This window comes from Rhodococcus sp. Leaf233 (assembly GCF_001426165.1).
Lineage (GTDB): Bacteria > Actinomycetota > Actinomycetes > Mycobacteriales > Mycobacteriaceae > Rhodococcoides > Rhodococcoides fascians.
Window position 1 is genome coordinate 259,718 of sequence record NZ_LMRO01000012.1, and the last position, 15,832, is coordinate 275,549.

General features: G+C 63.8%; 14 protein-coding genes. 6 read left to right on the forward strand and 8 right to left on the reverse strand.

The features are described 5' to 3' along the window. Position 1 precedes the first annotated feature (1 nt). The 8 genes from ASH04_RS20875 to ASH04_RS20910 all read right to left on the reverse strand — a co-directional run bounded on the left by ASH04_RS20875 (position 2) and on the right by ASH04_RS20910 (position 8,704). Positions 2-649, reverse strand: coding sequence for a TetR/AcrR family transcriptional regulator (locus ASH04_RS20875; RefSeq protein WP_032406033.1), 648 nt, complete (start codon positions 647-649; stop codon positions 2-4). Then, positions 646-1,491, reverse strand: coding sequence for an SDR family NAD(P)-dependent oxidoreductase (locus ASH04_RS20880; protein ID WP_057474428.1), 846 nt, complete (start codon positions 1,489-1,491; stop codon positions 646-648). The genes ASH04_RS20875 and ASH04_RS20880 overlap by 4 nt, the downstream gene beginning before the upstream one ends. After that, positions 1,488-3,026: a flavin-containing monooxygenase gene (locus ASH04_RS20885; RefSeq protein WP_235580057.1), complete on the reverse strand. Its 1,539-nt coding sequence runs from the start codon at positions 3,024-3,026 to the stop codon at positions 1,488-1,490. The genes ASH04_RS20880 and ASH04_RS20885 overlap by 4 nt, the downstream gene beginning before the upstream one ends. Positions 3,027-3,152: 126 nt before the next feature. Next, positions 3,153-4,007 carry an N-acyl homoserine lactonase family protein gene (locus ASH04_RS20890; protein WP_162247558.1) on the reverse strand — a complete coding sequence of 285 codons (855 nt, stop codon included), beginning with the start codon at positions 4,005-4,007 and terminating at the stop codon, positions 3,153-3,155. A 14-nt stretch (positions 4,008-4,021) separates the two neighbouring features. Further along, a complete protein-coding gene (locus tag ASH04_RS20895) occupies positions 4,022-5,017 on the reverse strand; it encodes an ABC transporter permease (RefSeq protein WP_052057384.1) in 996 nt (331 codons plus the stop codon). Further along, positions 5,014-6,087, reverse strand: a complete 1,074-nt coding sequence (locus ASH04_RS20900) for an ABC transporter permease (protein WP_057474430.1) — start codon at positions 6,085-6,087, stop codon at positions 5,014-5,016. Before ASH04_RS20900 ends, ASH04_RS20895 begins: the two co-directional genes overlap by 4 nt. Next, positions 6,084-7,577 carry a sugar ABC transporter ATP-binding protein gene (locus ASH04_RS20905; protein ID WP_057474431.1) on the reverse strand — a complete coding sequence of 498 codons (1,494 nt, stop codon included), beginning with the start codon at positions 7,575-7,577 and terminating at the stop codon, positions 6,084-6,086. The genes ASH04_RS20900 and ASH04_RS20905 overlap by 4 nt, the downstream gene beginning before the upstream one ends. Then, the gene (locus ASH04_RS20910) at positions 7,577-8,704 is read right to left on the reverse strand and encodes an ABC transporter substrate-binding protein (RefSeq protein WP_162247559.1); all 1,128 of its coding nucleotides are present in this window, start codon (positions 8,702-8,704) and stop codon (positions 7,577-7,579) included. The genes ASH04_RS20905 and ASH04_RS20910 overlap by 1 nt, the downstream gene beginning before the upstream one ends. Positions 8,705-9,030: 326 nt before the next feature. On the opposite strand from ASH04_RS20910, the gene ASH04_RS20915 reads away from it, so the two are divergent. From ASH04_RS20915 to ASH04_RS20940, 6 genes are all read left to right on the forward strand, one after another. After that, positions 9,031-10,152, forward strand: coding sequence for a LacI family DNA-binding transcriptional regulator (locus ASH04_RS20915; RefSeq protein WP_235580058.1), 1,122 nt, complete (start codon positions 9,031-9,033; stop codon positions 10,150-10,152). 156 nt (positions 10,153-10,308) lie between these two features. Beyond that, positions 10,309-11,331, forward strand: coding sequence for a ketopantoate reductase family protein (locus tag ASH04_RS20920; protein WP_057474432.1), 1,023 nt, complete (start codon positions 10,309-10,311; stop codon positions 11,329-11,331). 24 nt (positions 11,332-11,355) lie between these two features. Beyond that, on the forward strand, positions 11,356-12,282 hold the full coding sequence (locus ASH04_RS20925; RefSeq protein WP_032387571.1) for a 3-keto-5-aminohexanoate cleavage protein: 927 nt from the start codon (positions 11,356-11,358) through the stop codon (positions 12,280-12,282). Positions 12,283-12,288: 6 nt separating this feature from the next. After that, positions 12,289-12,813, forward strand: coding sequence for a gamma carbonic anhydrase family protein (locus ASH04_RS20930; protein WP_057474433.1), 525 nt, complete (start codon positions 12,289-12,291; stop codon positions 12,811-12,813). 17 nt (positions 12,814-12,830) lie between these two features. Further along, positions 12,831-13,910 (forward strand): glycerate kinase, encoded by a 1,080-nt coding sequence (locus ASH04_RS20935; RefSeq protein WP_156394632.1) that lies wholly within the window; start codon positions 12,831-12,833, stop codon positions 13,908-13,910. Positions 13,911-14,082: 172 nt separating this feature from the next. Beyond that, positions 14,083-15,792, forward strand: coding sequence for a ribonuclease J (locus ASH04_RS20940; protein ID WP_045841016.1), 1,710 nt, complete (start codon positions 14,083-14,085; stop codon positions 15,790-15,792). Positions 15,793-15,832: the final 40 nt, after the last annotated feature.

Below are 15,832 nucleotides of genomic sequence, written 5' to 3' on the forward strand. Positions count from 1 at the left end.
TCTACGTCTGCAGCGGCGCGACGATATTGGCGAGCATGGTCGCGATCGTGGCGACGACGATGCGGCGATCCGCGGCGTAGTCGCTCTGGTACCAGGTCATGGCGGTGTGGCTGATGGCACCAATGGCAGCGGTGGCGAGCAGGTCCACGTCGAGCTCCGGGCCCGACGGCACCTCGCCGGCGAACGTGCGGAGGTAGCCGAGCAGCAGGGTGCCGAATTGCTGCATCACCGTCAGATACGTCTGCTCCACGCGAGGGCTGACGCCGAGCACCTCCATCCACACCACGCGGGCCAGGTGCGGGTCCTCGACGACCCGGAAGAACGGGTCGAGCAACTGCTCGGTGACAGCCCTCAGATCACCGTCCCGATTCACCTGCACAATTGCGTCGGACACCGAATCGGTCAGGCGTGCAATGCATTCGGCATAGACGGCGAGCAGAAGATCCTCGGTCTTGTCGAAATACTGATAGAAGTGGCGATCGGCGATCTTGGCCTCACGGCACAGTCCACGGACGGTCGCGGCGCGGTACCCGACGCTGCCGAACACCCGCAGTCCCGCGTCCAGCAGCTGCCGCCGCCTGCGATCGTCGCGGTCGGCCGCACTCTCACCGCCGTAGGCGCGGCCGGCCGCTTCGGACACTGTGCTCATGACCGCCGGGCATCCAGTTCGGCAGTCAGACGGATCAATTCGGCATCCCGCTCCATCGCGGCGTCCATGATCGGGTTGACGATGCCGCGCAATATCGAGATCGGGATCCAGCGACCGGGTACGGCGATGCGCGCCGCTCGGCGTCCGATACCTCGTACGGCCACGCGGGCAAGCTTGTCCGGTGTGATCGGGCGGAGCAGTGGCGAGGGAAAGGCGCGGGCAGTCATCGCCGTCGCGACGGTGTCGCCGCCGAACGCAACGTCGGCGATCGGCGTCGCCACCCACCCCGGATACAGCACTCCCGCTGTCGCTTTCGTGCCCGCGAGTTCCGCACGCAGAGCACGACCGAGTTGTTCCACCGCCGCCTTCGAGGCCGCGTACGGTGCGTTCGCCAGACCGTTGAGGTAGGCGTACGTGGACGAGGTGAGCAGCACGTAGCCCCCGGACTCGACGATATGAGGAAGGACGGCGCGCACCGTGTTCCACACGCCGACGAGGTTGACGCCGATGACCCTCTCGAACACTCCGTCCTCGATCGACCGAACGGTCGATGCCTGTGCACCGCTGGAGATTCCGGCGTTGGCCATCACGATGTCGAGCGAGCCGAAGGTGTCGATCGCGGTGGCGACGGCCGCGTCGAGCTGCTCTCGCACGGTGACGTCGGCATGGGCGATCGCTACGCGCTGGTTGCCCAGCTTCGCAGCAACCGATTCGAGATCGGTCGACTCCATGTCGACCAGAACGATCGAGACACCGCGCCGATGCAGTGCTGCCGCCACAGCAGAGCCGATACCGCCTGCCGCACCGGTTATCAGCGCTACCTGGCCCGAATGATTCTTCATGCCGATACCTCGTCCTTCGTCGTCACGTCGGTGGACGACCGATGGATGTGATGGGCTTCCGGCCGAAAACGCTTGGCCCACCGTCGGAACGTGAAGCTGAAGCCGGGGAACATGGCGACGACATGCCCGGATTTCGACTGGTACCAGCTGTGGCAGCCGCCGTCCTTCCAGACGGTGCCGTCCATCTCGCGGTGAATCGTGTCGGTGTACTCCTGCTCGGCGGCGGCAGTGACCTCGATGGCGGTTGCACCCGCGTGCTGAACTGCGTCGACGGCTCGCACGATGTACTCCATCTGCGCCTCGATGAGGAAGATGGCGGAGGTGTGCCCGATTCCGGTGTTCGGTCCGGTGACCACGAACAGGTTGGGGAAACCGGGAATCGTGGTGCCGAGGTAAGCGCGGGGGTAGGGATCCCAGACCTCGGACAGCGCCCGGCCGTCCCGCCCGATCACCGGATACGAGATGACCCCGTCGGTGGCGTCGTATCCGGTCGACCACACCAGCAGGTCGACGTCGACGTGTTCCCCCGAGGTGGTCACGATCCCGGTTTCGGTGATCTCGGCGATACCGTCGTTCTTGTCGTGCAGGGTCACGTTCGCTTCTCCCAGTGCGGGATACAGCGTGTTGGAGAGCAGCACGCGCTTGCACCCGATGGTGTAGTCGGGGGTGACTTTCGCCCGAAGCTGGGAGTCCGGAACCTGAGACTCGATGTGCTTCAGGGCAGTCCGCTGGGCAACGGCTTTCAGCATCCGCCGCGAGTACTTGAATCCGATGATGCGGGTCTCGAGACTCCAGTAGATGCCGGCTCGCACCAGCCGTCGAATGGGCTCGGATCGCAGCAACTTTCGTTGCAGCGGCGTGAATTCGCGATCGTGACGCGGCATCACCCAGTGTGGCGTGCGCTGGAAGACGTGCAACGCTTCGACGTCGGGCTGGATCGCGGGGATCACCTGTGCGGCGCTGGCACCGCTACCGACGATGGCTACCCGTTTTCCGGCGTGATCGTAGGAAGTGTCCCAGTCGTTGGTGTGGAACTGCTTGCCGCGGAACTTCTCTCGACCCGAGAACGGTGGGATCACCGGGGTGCTGAGCGGGCCGGATGCATTGACGACGAACTTCGCTGCGTAGTCACCGCGAGACGTGGTGATCAGCCAGTGATCGCCGACCCACTGGATCTTCTGAACGTCGGTTGCGGCATGTGTGCGTTGCGGCAGCCCGTTGGACTCGAGCACGTGCTGGGTGTAGCGCTCCAGTTCCTCCCGCTCGGCGAACATGCGCGACCACTCGAACGGCTCGGAGGCAATGGAGTACAGGGGACTCTGCACGTCGACTGCCGCGCCCGGGTAGCGATTCTGCTTCCAGGTTCCACCGAGAAAGGGCCTTCGCTCGAGAATGACGAGGTCGTCGATACCGCGGTCGAGCAGGGTTTTGGCGGCGCATTGACCTCCGAAGCCGCTACCGATGATCACCACCGTGTGAATACGCATATCGACGAACCCCTCCAGCACAAGACGCAATCCGATGTTGCGTGTCATCACATTAAAGTGATGACACGTGATTCCGCAATGGTCCTTCGTGTCGAGGTGCCCCCACCGGTGAACGCGCGCCGACAAGCCGGCGAGCCGATTGCGAACTACCGGCCGGGCAGGACGTTGCCCGTATCAGGCCGGCCCGATGGTAGCTGCGACCACTCGTTCGTCGCTTCGATCCACCGGCCCTCCGCGCGTGGACGCATCGAAGTCGACGACGCGCGGAAACGCCGAGCTCTGTCCGTGTCCGAGTCCCGGATCATGGCCGGTCAGCACGACGTCGGAATTGGCGACGATGCGGTGGATCGAATCCATTGCGGCGACGACGTCCGTGACGATCCCGGGTGGCGTATTGAGTCTGATGTTCTCCGGTGAATTCATTGCGTCGCCGCAGAGGGCGGCAACACCCTCGGCAGTGTTGACCAAGATGGTCTGGATGCCCGGGCAATGGCCTGGCGTCTGCATGGACCTGATGCCGGGAGCGATGTCGAAGTACTTGCCCTCGATCAACGTGTAGTGAAACGGCGTGAGGTCTCCGGCAAGCCATCGGCCGGTGTAGATGCTGTCCTGGAGTTCGAAAGGCTCGGCTGCGCTGTCCCATTCGATGCGTGAAACGAAGAATTTTGCGTGCGCGAAGAGCGGGTTGTTGTCGCTGTGGTCGTAATGCAGGTGGGTATTGACGACGATGCCGATGTCCTCCGGCGTGAGGCCGACCGTTCCCAACGATCCGACGATCGTCTCGTCGGCCGCCTGACGACAAGGTGCGACGTTGTCGGCGACCCATCCGGGATCGGCGATCCCGGTGTCGACCAGAATATTCGGGATCGTCTCGCCCTGAATCAGGTACGCCCACACGGGTACCCAGATGGACTCGCCGAAGCCGTGCATGTACGTCTGCGAGCTTCGGTCCACCTCCAGCCACCCTTGACGCAGAGCAGTGACTCGATAGATCGGAATCGATCCGTTGGACGATGCGGAATGGTTCACCGTGATACTCCCAGTCATGCGCGCAGGCGCGGGGTTCGTGAATTGGCGAGCAACAGCACGAGCAGAATCAATCCGGTCACGATCTGTCGTACCGCGTTGCCCACTCCCACAGTCAACAGGAAAGTGGTCAGCACCTGTAGCGCGATAGCTCCTGCCGCTGTGCGAATCACGTTGCCGTCACCACCCGACAGCGCTGCACCGCCGATGACGGCGGCCGAAATCGTCAGAATTTGGTAATCGGCACCGAGTGAGAGATTCGCCGTCCCTGCGTAGCCGAGCAGGAGAATGCCTGCGACGCCGGCAAGTACACCAGCCCCGACGAAGGCAGTGATCACGACGCGTTGGACGGGTATTCCGCTGAGCCGGGCCGCCTCGCGGTTGCTACCGACGAGGAGCAGCTGACGCCCGAACCGGCTGCGGTGGAGAAAGACCGCCAACAGTCCTACCAGGACCACGGCGATCAGCGTGATCGGTCTGATGCCACCGATGCTGGCGGACGAGAGGTTCAACAGCACGGCGGGCACCGATCCGGCGGGCGTACCTCCTTGGGCGATGGCGAAGGTGAGGCCGGAGGCGATGACGAGGGTGCCGAGAGTGACGACCAGCGCGGGCAGTCGGAACACGGTGACGATCGTTCCGTTCACGAGGCCGAACAGGGCGCCGACCACGACGACGACCACCAGTGCAACCGGCATCATGGACGGCCCACCTGCCATGGCCATGTATGCGAGCACGGCCGTCAACGACATCACCGCACCGATGGACAGGTCGATTCCGAAGTCACCGGCGATGATGACCAGAGTCTGCCCCGCGGCCGCGATCGCCAGAATGGCGGCGACCGCCAAGATGTCGTTGAGGTTCTGCCACGTCGCGTAGCCCGGTGACAGCACGCCACCCAAGACGAACAGGATCACTGCAGTGGCGACCGCGGGAATCCAGGTGGCCCGCCGGATGCGTGCCCGCAGTCCTGGCCCCGTAACGATCCGCTCGGTCGATGGTGTGACGGTCATGATCGTGCCTTTCTGGCCCGGGCAGCGCGGGTGGTCGCCGCGAGTGCAACGACGATGATCACTCCCGACGCGAGTTGCTGGAAGTAGGTGGGGACATTCAGCGCATCGATGAGAACACCGACCAGGCCCAGAGCTGCGGCTCCCAACAGCGGCCCGACGGGGTCGAGAAGGCCTCCTCGAAGTGCCGCACCGCCGAGCACGGCTCCCGCAACAGCGTTGAGGGTGAACGTGACTCCGATGGTGGGGTCTGCGGACGCCACGGACAGCGTGAACAGCACGCCGGCAACACCTGCGAGCACCCCAGCTGCGGTGAAAGCCAGAACCGTCGTGCGTGACACGTCGATCAAGGCCGAATATGCACGGCTACGGTCGCTTCCGACAGCACGCATCTGCACGCCCAGCGGAGACTTGGCCACCACTACCGCCAACGTGACGACGAGGACGACGGCCAACAGCGGCAAGGACAGCAATGCGGGAGCGCCGTAGGCACCGACCGCCGCCGAACTGACGCTTCCGCCGGGTTTGGGGAAGAACCACAGACCGATACCCGTGACAACGAATCCGCTTGCGAGCGTGGCGAGTAGCGGCTGAAGGCGGGCGTAGGCCACGAGGAGCCCGTTGATCAAACCGAACAGCCCGGTCACCGCGACCGCGATCGTTGCTGCCAGTGCGAACGGTAGACCCTGGGAACACAATCCTGGTTCCGAGCATGCGGCAGCAGCACCGCTGGGACCTGCCGTGAAGAGCGAGAAGCCTACCGAGCCGAGCAACACCGTGAGGATGTTCGCCATGCCCATCAGTGGACCGATGGACAGGTCGATGCTCCCGACCGACATCACGAAACCTACCCCGATCGCCAGGCAGATCGATGGCGCAAAGATCGCCAGAAACCCCGAAAGTGATGGTGCACTGACGAATTGCGGTCGTAGCGCCGTACAGACGAGCAACATGGCCACGAACAGAACGAGGACGGGAAGACCCGGCCACCGGCGCACCTGCTGCAGACGGGTGGACGACCCGTCCGAGGTGTCGTCCGCCGGTCGCGACCGGGGTGAATCGAGCGTGGTCATCGTGCCGCCTTTCTGGCGCTGTGGGTCAGTCCGCTGCGAACCGATGCATCGGATATCTTCTGCTCCGTGACGTCCGCTCCGTACAGTTCGACGACTCGTTCGCCGCGGTAGACGACGATCACGCGATCGCACACCTCGGCAAGTTCGTGGTCGTCACTCGACGTCATCAGCACCGCCGACCCGGAATCGGCTATCTCCCGGACCAAACGGTGGATCTCGCGGCGGGCCCCGATATCGATTCCGCGGGTGGGATCGTCGGCGACGAGGACCGAGGGGGTCGAACCCAACCAGCGCCCGAGGATCACCTTCTGCTGCTGTCCACCGGACAGGCCCCCCATCGCGGCTCTGCGGTGTGTCGAGGGGAGTTGCAGGCGTCCGAGCATCGCACCGACATCGAACTGCATTCTGCGCGACAGCGAGACCGACCGCGCATTCTCGTCCACGGTCCGCACGCCGAACGACATCTCCCGGTCGCGCTCGCCCGAGACGAATCCGACTCCGCTGGAGACGAAATCGCGCACCTGTCCCAGTTGCAGTACTCGCCCGTCGACGGTGACCGTGCCCTCTGCCGGTGTGGTGCCTGCGAGCGCTCGCAGCAATTCTCCTTGCCCCTGACCGCTCAGTCCTGCAATACCTGTCACCGTCTTTGCTTTCAGGGTCAGCGAAATCGGCCCGGCTGCACCGGTAACGAGTACCTGCTCGGCCACCAGTACCGGATCCCCGGCCTTCTCCGTGGCTCGAACGACGCGGCGGCGGTCGTCCGCGACCTGCTCTTCACCGGTCATGGACGTGACGAGATCCTCGATGCTCAGATCGGAGAGTGAGCCGTCGAGCACGACACGGCCGTTTCTCAGGACCGTCGCGCTGGTGCAGAAACGCTCGATCTCCTCGAGTCGATGCGAGACGAACAGCACTGCGCTGCCACCTGCGGCGATATCTGCAATGACCTCGCCCACGAGATCGACTCGCTCGGCGCGCAACGAGGCGGTGAGCTCGTCGAGGACCACATACTTCGGCCGGGCTGCGAGAACTCGCGCCAGTTCGACCAACGATCGTTGTTCGAGATCGAGATCGCGAACGTAGGACCCGAGAACAGCTGCCGACAGGCCGACGCGATCGAGCGCCGAGCTCATGGCGTCTCGCTCGCGTGACGGGGCGGACAGTAGTTTCAGTCGCGTGGGAATGCGGCGGACGCACAGGTTCTCGGCGACGGTGAGATCACCGGCGAGCGACACTTCCTGATAGGTAGCCGCGATGCCGAGCCGAGCGGCTGTGCTGGGCCCCGATATATCGACCTTCTCGCCGTCGATCTCGATCGTGCCGGTGTCCGCAGCGGTGACACCGGTGATCACCTTGGTGAGCGTGCTCTTACCGGATCCGTTGCCGCCCAGGAGCGCTCGCACCTCACCCGGTTGCAGCGTGAGATCTGCGCCCTGGAGTGCCCGGACATGACCGTAGTCCTTGGTGATGTTCTGTACATGCAGTGCCATCAGAAGAACTCCTCGATGCGGTCGACGGGCATGGATGCTTCGAGCGTGTAGTTGTCCGGCTTGCCGTCCACCCGAGCCAGTGCATCATCGAGGCTGATGACTTCGGTTCCCTCCGGCGTCCACGGGCCGGGTTGCCCATCACGCGTGATGGCCAACGACGGTGCGAGCAACACGGCATTGCGCAGATCCTCGCGCTCGGGGTTCGGCGCGAGCATGTTCGATCGAATTGTTCTGCCCTGCAACAGACGAACCGCGAACTCGATCGAATCGGCACCGTTGGTGGGCGAGTACGGCACACCGATGGACACCAGATCGGGCAACGAAGCCCATGAGCGCAAGAACCCGGCGGTGTAATCGCCGGTCATCACTCTCGGTAGATCACGACCGGATGACTGGAAGGCTCGAATGACGCCCTCCGCCATCACGTCCTGCATCAACACCCCATCTATCTGCGATTGGGTTGCGAGGACGTTCGCCATCGCGGTGCGTGCCTTCGCTGGATCCCAGAATCCAGGAACCGATGCGATCACCTCGATACCCGGCGCGCCGGCAAGCACCTCTCGAGCTGCCTTCACGCGTTGAACGTCTGCGGTGGAACCCGGCACCCCGGTGACCATGACGATTTTTCCTCGGCCGCCCAACTGCTCGACGAGCCACTGAGTCTGCATCCGCCACCATGTGCTGTTGTCACCGATGACGTTGACTGCGTCCGGCGTCGGAGCAGGGTCGTTGGACACCACGACCAGCATGCCTGCGGCCTGCAAGCGCGGAATGACGGCCTGGACCGAACCGGCCGACACCGGATCGATCAGCACGGCGTCCAGATCGGAGCTCAGGAAATTGTTCAGTTGACTGATCTGCTGCGTGATGTCGGCTGCGCTGTTGACGACGCGCAGTTCCGACAGAATCCCGGACTGTCGGAGCTGCGCACCCTTGTCCTCGATGTTGGCGACGAACTGACCGCGCCACGAGTTTCCGATGACTCCGTTCGCGTAGCCGATGCGAAATCCGCTGGAGCCGCCCGTAGTACCCGCAGCCGAGGAGCAGCTCGCCAGCACGCCCATCAGGGCAGCACCCGCGGTGCCGCGCAGAAGAGCGCGTCGAGAGAGAACCGGACCGATGTCCATCTTCGTCCTTCCAGTGATCGCCGACGATTTCCCGGCCATGGTGCCGGTGCTTGGGTCGACCGAGGGAACTGTAGGAACCTGCACGAAAATTAAGCAACGTTAAGTTGTGAGATCGACCACTCGACACATTTCGATGCAGAGGAGATCACGTATCTCGGGCACAACGTCCGTTCGGACCGAATTCGTCAGCCACTCGAGCTGGTACGACACGGCTGACTCGCACACTTACCGGCAGATCCGAGCTCCATCGCGCTTAACGTTGCTTAATGATTCAGGTCACACTTAACCTCGGATTCCGCCACGAGAGAGGGAAGGAGGTCGAGACAGTGCAGCCGAACGAAGGAGACCACACCACCGAGGGCACCGATGGTGTCGCAGCCACCTCGACCATCCGACCTCGCGTCTCGGCCGCACAGGTGGCCCGAGCTGCTGGTGTCTCGGGCGCGACCGTGTCGTACGTCATGAACGGGCGTGGAGGGGTGTCGGACGAGACCCGCTCACACGTTCTCGACGTCGCGCAGCGCCTGGGTCACACGTCGAGCGTGCGAGCCGCTCAACTACGAGCCCAACGCACTCGCGTCATCGGATTGGTGCTGACCGACATCGCAAATCCCTTCTATGCCGAAATTGCGGCCGGGGCCATCGATGCAGCACGCGCCAAGGGCTACGAAGTCTTCGTCTCCCATACCCAAGAAGATCCGGACACTCTGCGCAGCATCACCGAAGCCATGATCGCCCGCCAGGTCGACGGAGTAGTGCTCACGGTTCTGCATCCGGACGACGGCGATGTGATCCGGTCTCTACGCAGCGCGCACATCCCCTTCGTGCAGCTCTCGCGCCGCATCGACAGCATCGCCGGAGACTTCGTCGGTATCGACGACTTCACCGCTGCGACAGAGATGATGGAGCATGTCGTCGGCCACGGTTACACCGATATCGTGACCATCACCGGACCACGCACCTCGAGCGCGTCCGCCGCCCGCGAGGCCGGATTCCGCAGCGTCACCGACCGACGCGGTCTTCGCGGCTCCAGCAGCTCCGGCATCACCACCTACCTGAGTGAAGCAGGCGGAGCGCAGGCCGTGCAGAAACTGCTCGCCGGCAAAGTACTGCCCAGAGCGCTGGTATGCGGCAGCGACGTGATCGCGCTGGGAGCTCTCAGTGCGCTGCGTACGAACAACATTCGCGTCCCACACGATGTCGCAGTCACCGGATTCGACGGCCTGTTTCCCGGAGCATCCTCTCTCGTCGAGCTCACCACCGTCCGCCAGCCTCGCCGAGAACTCGCCGAGCAGGCACTCGAACTTCTGGTGCGACGCATCGACGGCGTAGGCGGATCGTTTCAAGCTGTCCTGCGCGCACACGAAATGCGCATCGGAACCACCTGCGGCTGCGTCAGAACGAACGCTGCGATCACTGCACCGACGACCTCCAGATCTCACCCCTGAAACCTTTCGCCCACAACATCTCTCACTGACACCACAGCACAGTCCCGAACGGTGTAACCCCATGCCCGAGAACGCTCACATCCTTCATCGGCCCCAGGGCGGCATCGGTCCGCATCCTTCGACATCCGCCACCGAACCCAACGAAGAGGCATACCCATGAGCATCAGAATCCTGATCGTCGGTGCAGGCGCGATCGGAGGTGTGACCGCCTCACACTTGGCCCGTGCCGGCCACCACGTCACAGTCCTCGATGCCAACGCCGCACACGCGTCGGCGATGCGTGATCCCGGGCTGCGGTTCGACGAACTCGGACACGAGTCCCTCGTGAAAATCGATGCGGTATCCAATGTTTCGGAGCTCACCGGAACGTTCGATTTCGCCCTGGTCTTCCTCAAGGCGCTCTACATCGACACCGCCTTGGCCCCCCTCGTCGAACGGAACCTGGTCGACACGTACGTGTCGTTCGGCAACGGGCTCGTCCAGGACACCGTCGAACGACTCGTCGGAAGCGACAGGTTCTTGATCGGGGTCGTCGAATGGGGCGCTACCAATCTCGGCGTCGGACACGTCGCGCAGACGACAGTGGCACCGTTCGTCATCGGGGAGAAGGATGGATCGACCTCGCCCCGCACCGAAACACTGGCGGCGCTCATGGCGGACGCAGCTGAGGTCCGCGTGGTCGACAACATACTCGGGCAAGTATGGGCAAAGCTGTTGCTCAACAGCACTTTTTCTGGTCTGGGAGCGGTCAGTGGGCTCACCTACGCCGAGATCGCGTCGGATCCGAACGGACGCAACGTCGCATTTCGACTGTGGGCCGAAGGATTCGACGTCTCGCACGCTCTAGGGATCGAACTCGACGAAGTCGCTGGAGTGTCACCGACAGCTCTCGTCGTTCGTGACGACGCCGATCGGCCGGCGGCCGACGCGGCGTTGGAAGACCTGATGTCGAAACTGGGGCCGACCAAGGCATCGATGCTCCAAGATCTCGAACGCGGCGCGCTGACCGAAGTCGACGTCATCAACGGTGGCGTCACCACCTCTGCCCGACACGTCTGCGCACAGGCCCCGTTGAACAACCTCATCGTCCAGATCGTGCACGCCTGCGAACGAGGGGAACGCAGACCCGATCGATCCACACTGGCCGAGCTCGCCGGCACCTACAACTCGACATCCTGACCGAATACGACCGAGGAGAACATCATGGACGACAAAGTAATCATCACCTGCGCCCTGACCGGCGGCATGACCGTGCCCGCACAGAGCCCCGCAATACCCGTGACCGTGGATCAGATTGTGCGCGAGGGAGTTCGAGCAGCCGAGGCAGGTGCCTCGATTCTGCATCTGCACGTCCGTGAGGAAGCGACCGGCAAGCCGGTCGCGGACCTGGAACTGTTCGATCGACTGCTGACCGAATTGAAGAAGGAAACCGACGCCGTACTCCAACCGACTACCGGTGGCGGACGCGGTATGACCATCGAAGAACGTGGGTCGGTCCTGAAGTTTCGTCCGGAAATGGGGACGTTCAACGCCGGTAGTTTCAACTTCGGCATCTTCCCGGTCGCGGCGCGAGACCTTCCGTTCGCGGACTGGGAGCGCGACTATCTGGAAGGCACCCGGGACTACATCTTCAAGAACACCTTTGCCGACATGGAGTACATGGCAGCGCTGATGAAGGACTCGAACACTCGGCCGGAAATCGAGGTCTACGACGTCGGTCAGCTGTTCAATCTCAAACAGCTCATCAAGGACGGGCATCTCGAGGCACCGTTCAACATCCAATTCGTCCTCGGTGTGCTGGGAGCAAACGGCGGTGAGCCGGACCAACTGATCCACATGCTCCGTACTGCGGAACGACTGTTCGGCCAGGATTCGTTCACCTGGTCCGCAGCCGGCGTGGGCTACCCCAACGAATTCAACCTCGCTGCACTCTCTCTCATGCTCGGCGGCAACATCCGAGTCGGAATCGAAGACAACCTACGGGTGCGGCGAACCGAGGTTGCCAAGTCCAATGCCGACCTCGTCACCAAAGCAGTAGAGCTCGCGGCCCTGTTCGACCGCTCCCCTGCAAGTCCGGCCGAGGCGCGAACCCGGCTGGGCCTCAAGGGCAACGAACACGTCGGATTCTGATCGTCCATGACTGTTCTGATATCGGAAGATTCACGCCCATCGGTCGATTCGAGCGCATGGGTCGCTTCTCCGGCAGTGGTCGTCGGAAATGTGACCATCGGACCTCGTGCAAGTGTCTGGTACGGCTCGGTCGTCAGAGGTGACGGTGACTCCATCACGATCTCGACCGGAAGCAACATCCAGGACGGATGCGTGGTGCATTCGGACCCCGGCTATCCAGTGACGATCGGAGCGAACGTGTCCGTCGGACACCGCGCCGTGCTCCATGGCTGCACGGTGGAAGACGACGTGCTGATCGGGATGGGTGCGCTGATCCTCAACGGCGCACACATCGGCCGCGGCTCGATGATCGCTGCGGGCACGCTCGTGTTGGAAGGGAGCGTCATACCACCCAACTCCATGGTTGCCGGACTACCGGGCACAGTGCGTCGGGACACGACCGAGGACGAGCGCCGCGGCGTCGTCGCGAACGCCGAGCGCTACGTCGCTCTGGGGGCCCGACATGGATCGATTTCCGGCACGCCGTCGTGACAGGACCGAAAATCGTTGTGGCACCGGACAAGTTCAAAGGATCTCTGACGGCCGGGCAGGCGGCCGGTGCGTTGGCTCGCGGCATTCGCACCTCGATCCCGTCGGCCGACGTCGTGGAGTTTCCCATCGCCGACGGCGGTGAAGGAACAGTCCAGATGATGCTCGCCCGAGGGTGGCAACGTGTGTCGTGTTCGGTGACGGGGCCGACCGGTCCGTCCGTCCGGGCAGACTATGCATACCTCGGCGGTTGTGCCGTCATGGAGATGGCCGCCGCAGCCGGCCTGGCACTCGTACCGGGTGGCCCCTCCCCGGAGTCCGCCATGCACGCCACGACCTTCGGAGTCGGCGAGTTGATCGCCGATGCCCTCGAACGCGGCGCGCACCGCATCGTGATCGGGGTCGGTGGCAGCGCCTGCACCGACGGCGGCATGGGCGCGGTGACGGCACTCGGAGCACGGATCGACCGCTCCGGGGCGAGATTGACCGGCGTCGACTCTCGGCTCTCCTCCAACGACCTCGTGGTGGTCTGCGATGTGGACAATCCATTGACCGGTCCCACCGGCGCAGCTGCGATCTACGGGCCGCAGAAAGGGGCCACAGCCCTTCAGGTCGACGCCCTCGACGCGAGATTGCGGCACTGGGCCGATCACGTGAACGTGGCGACCGGCCGTGACCTGCGCACCATGCCAGGTGCAGGTGCAGCGGGCGGACTCGCATTCGGACTCGCGAGCGTTCTCGGTGCGCGACTCGTTCCCGGCATCGAATTCATGCTCGAATTCACCGGCTTCCACGACCTGCTCGCCGATGCACAGTTGGTCGTCGTCGGCGAGGGTTCGCTCGATGCACAGAGCCTGCACGGAAAGGGGCCCATCGGAGTTGCCAGGGTTGCCCGCGAACACGGGATCGCAGTCGTTGCCGCGGTGGGCAGAAGCGAGATCAGCGACGGTGCCGCCCATGCAGCAGGCGTTTCCGACGTTCATACGCTGACTTCTCTCGAACCGGACGTCGAGCTAGCCATGCGCGACGCATCGCGCCTGTTGCAGATCGTGGGCACGACCATCGGCGACCGGTACGCCGAAATTCGGCCCAGGACATGAACAGACAACTGCGGTGGCGGCCTCACCTGCACCATCGTGTCCATTGCAGACGCGTCCCGGCGACTCGACGACTCCCGCGACGAGGTTGGACATCCTGTCCACTACGGGCAGATGCTCGAATCTACGGACCGGGGTGAACGCCAGGTCGGCAGTCCCCCGTAGCGTTGAGGTCATGTCTAGATCACCACGCCAACGCAGATCCCCCGCCGCACCTCGAAAGCGATCCTCCTCAGCGCTGTCGGCAGGGCACCTTCGCGTGATCGCGACGGGCGGTCTCGGCGAGATCGGCCGGAACATGACCGTCTTCGAATTCGACGGAAAGCTGCTCATCGTCGACTGCGGCGTGCTGTTTCCCGAGGAGCATCAGCCCGGCGTCGACGTCATCCTCCCCGACTGGAGTTGCATCCGGGATCGCCTCGACGACGTCGTCGCCATCGTTCTGACGCACGGACACGAGGACCACATCGGCGGCGTTCCGTATCTGCTGCGCGAGCGTGGCGACATTCCCGTCATCTCGTCGCGGCTGACGCTGCATTTCCTGGCTGCCAAGTTCGAGGAGTTCAAGGTCTCGACCACGCTGATCGAGGTCGAGGCGGGGCAAACCCGGCAGGAAGGCCCGTTCGAGCTCGAGTTCATTGCCGTCAACCACTCGATTCCCGACGGTCTGGCCATCGCCATTCGTACCGACGCCGGGCTGGTGCTGCACACCGGTGACTTCAAGATGGACCAGTTCCCGCTGGACGGTCGGATCACCGACCTCCGGAGCTTCGCACGCCTCGGCGAAGAAGGGCTCGATCTCCTCCTCGTCGACTCCACCAACGCCGAAGTGCCCGGGTTCATGGTCTCCGAACGCGACCTGGTCCCGGCCATCGAGAAGGTGTTCCGCGAAACGACGGGACGCGTGATCGTCTCGAGCTTCGCCAGTCACGTGCACCGCATTCAACAGGTACTCGACGCCGCACACGCACAGGGCCGCAAGGTTGCGTTCGTCGGCCGATCGATGGTGCGCAACATGAAGATTGCGACCGACCTGAGCTACCTCGACGTTCCCGACGGCCTCGTCGTGGACCTCCCGAAGCTCAACCGGCTCCCGGCCAACAAGATCACCCTGATCTGCACCGGATCGCAGGGCGAGCCCCTCGCGGCGCTGTCGCGGATGGCGTCGGGTGAGCATCAGATCAAGGTCGGCGACGGCGACACCGTGCTGATGGCGAGCAGCCTGATCCCCGGCAACGAGAACGCGATCTACCGCGTCATCAACGGCCTCGTCGACAAGGGTGCACGCGTGGTGCACAAGGGAAATGCCAAGGTGCACGTCTCCGGTCACGCCAGCGCCGGCGAGCTCGTCTACTGCTACAACATCCTCGAACCCGCCAATGTGCTTCCCGTACACGGTGAATCGCGGCACCTGCGTGCCAACGCCGATCTCGCCATCAGGACCGGTGTTCCTCGCGATCGCGTGATCATCGCCGAGAACGGAAGCGTCATCGACCTGTACGACGGCGTCGCGCAGATCACCGGCTCCGTCCCCATCGAACTGATCTACGTCGACGGCAGTGCCGTCGGTGGCGTGACGGAGGATTCACTGGCCGAGCGTCGCCTCCTCGCGAACGAGGGCGTGCTGACCGTCATCGCCATCGTCGATCCCGACACCGGGCTGCTGGTCGACGACGTCGACTTCATCGGACGCGGATTCGCCCACGAAGCAAACGCTTTCGACTCGTTGGCCAAGGCGATCGGCAAGACCCTTACACGCGAGAGCGACGTCAAGGTTGCCTCCCGCGAGAACATCGAGAAGCGCATCGTGCAGGAATCGGCCCGCTGGGCCAAGCAGACCTTGGGCCGCCAGCCCCTCATCGTCCCGGTGGTCGTGGACGGCTAGAGCCGGTCCGGTCAGATCTGGGCCGGTCAGATCTGGGCCG

What these genes read in the sequence shown, in the direction of transcription:
- ASH04_RS20875 (WP_032406033.1), bottom strand. Translation starts at nt 649, where the DNA reads ATGAGCACAGTGTCCGAAGCGGCCGGCCGCGCCTACGGCGGTGAGAGT.
- ASH04_RS20880 (WP_057474428.1), bottom strand. Translation starts at nt 1,491, where the DNA reads ATGAAGAATCATTCGGGCCAGGTAGCGCTGATAACCGGTGCGGCAGGC.
- ASH04_RS20885 (WP_235580057.1), bottom strand. Translation starts at nt 3,026, where the DNA reads ATGACACGCAACATCGGATTGCGTCTTGTGCTGGAGGGGTTCGTCGAT.
- ASH04_RS20895 (WP_052057384.1), bottom strand. Translation starts at nt 5,017, where the DNA reads ATGACCGTCACACCATCGACCGAGCGGATCGTTACGGGGCCAGGACTG.
- ASH04_RS20900 (WP_057474430.1), bottom strand. Translation starts at nt 6,087, where the DNA reads ATGACCACGCTCGATTCACCCCGGTCGCGACCGGCGGACGACACCTCG.
- ASH04_RS20905 (WP_057474431.1), bottom strand. Translation starts at nt 7,577, where the DNA reads ATGGCACTGCATGTACAGAACATCACCAAGGACTACGGTCATGTCCGG.
- ASH04_RS20910 (WP_162247559.1), bottom strand. Translation starts at nt 8,704, where the DNA reads ATGGACATCGGTCCGGTTCTCTCTCGACGCGCTCTTCTGCGCGGCACC.
- ASH04_RS20920 (WP_057474432.1), top strand. Translation starts at nt 10,309, where the DNA reads ATGAGCATCAGAATCCTGATCGTCGGTGCAGGCGCGATCGGAGGTGTG.
- ASH04_RS20925 (WP_032387571.1), top strand. Translation starts at nt 11,356, where the DNA reads ATGGACGACAAAGTAATCATCACCTGCGCCCTGACCGGCGGCATGACC.
- ASH04_RS20930 (WP_057474433.1), top strand. Translation starts at nt 12,289, where the DNA reads ATGACTGTTCTGATATCGGAAGATTCACGCCCATCGGTCGATTCGAGC.
- ASH04_RS20940 (WP_045841016.1), top strand. Translation starts at nt 14,083, where the DNA reads ATGTCTAGATCACCACGCCAACGCAGATCCCCCGCCGCACCTCGAAAG.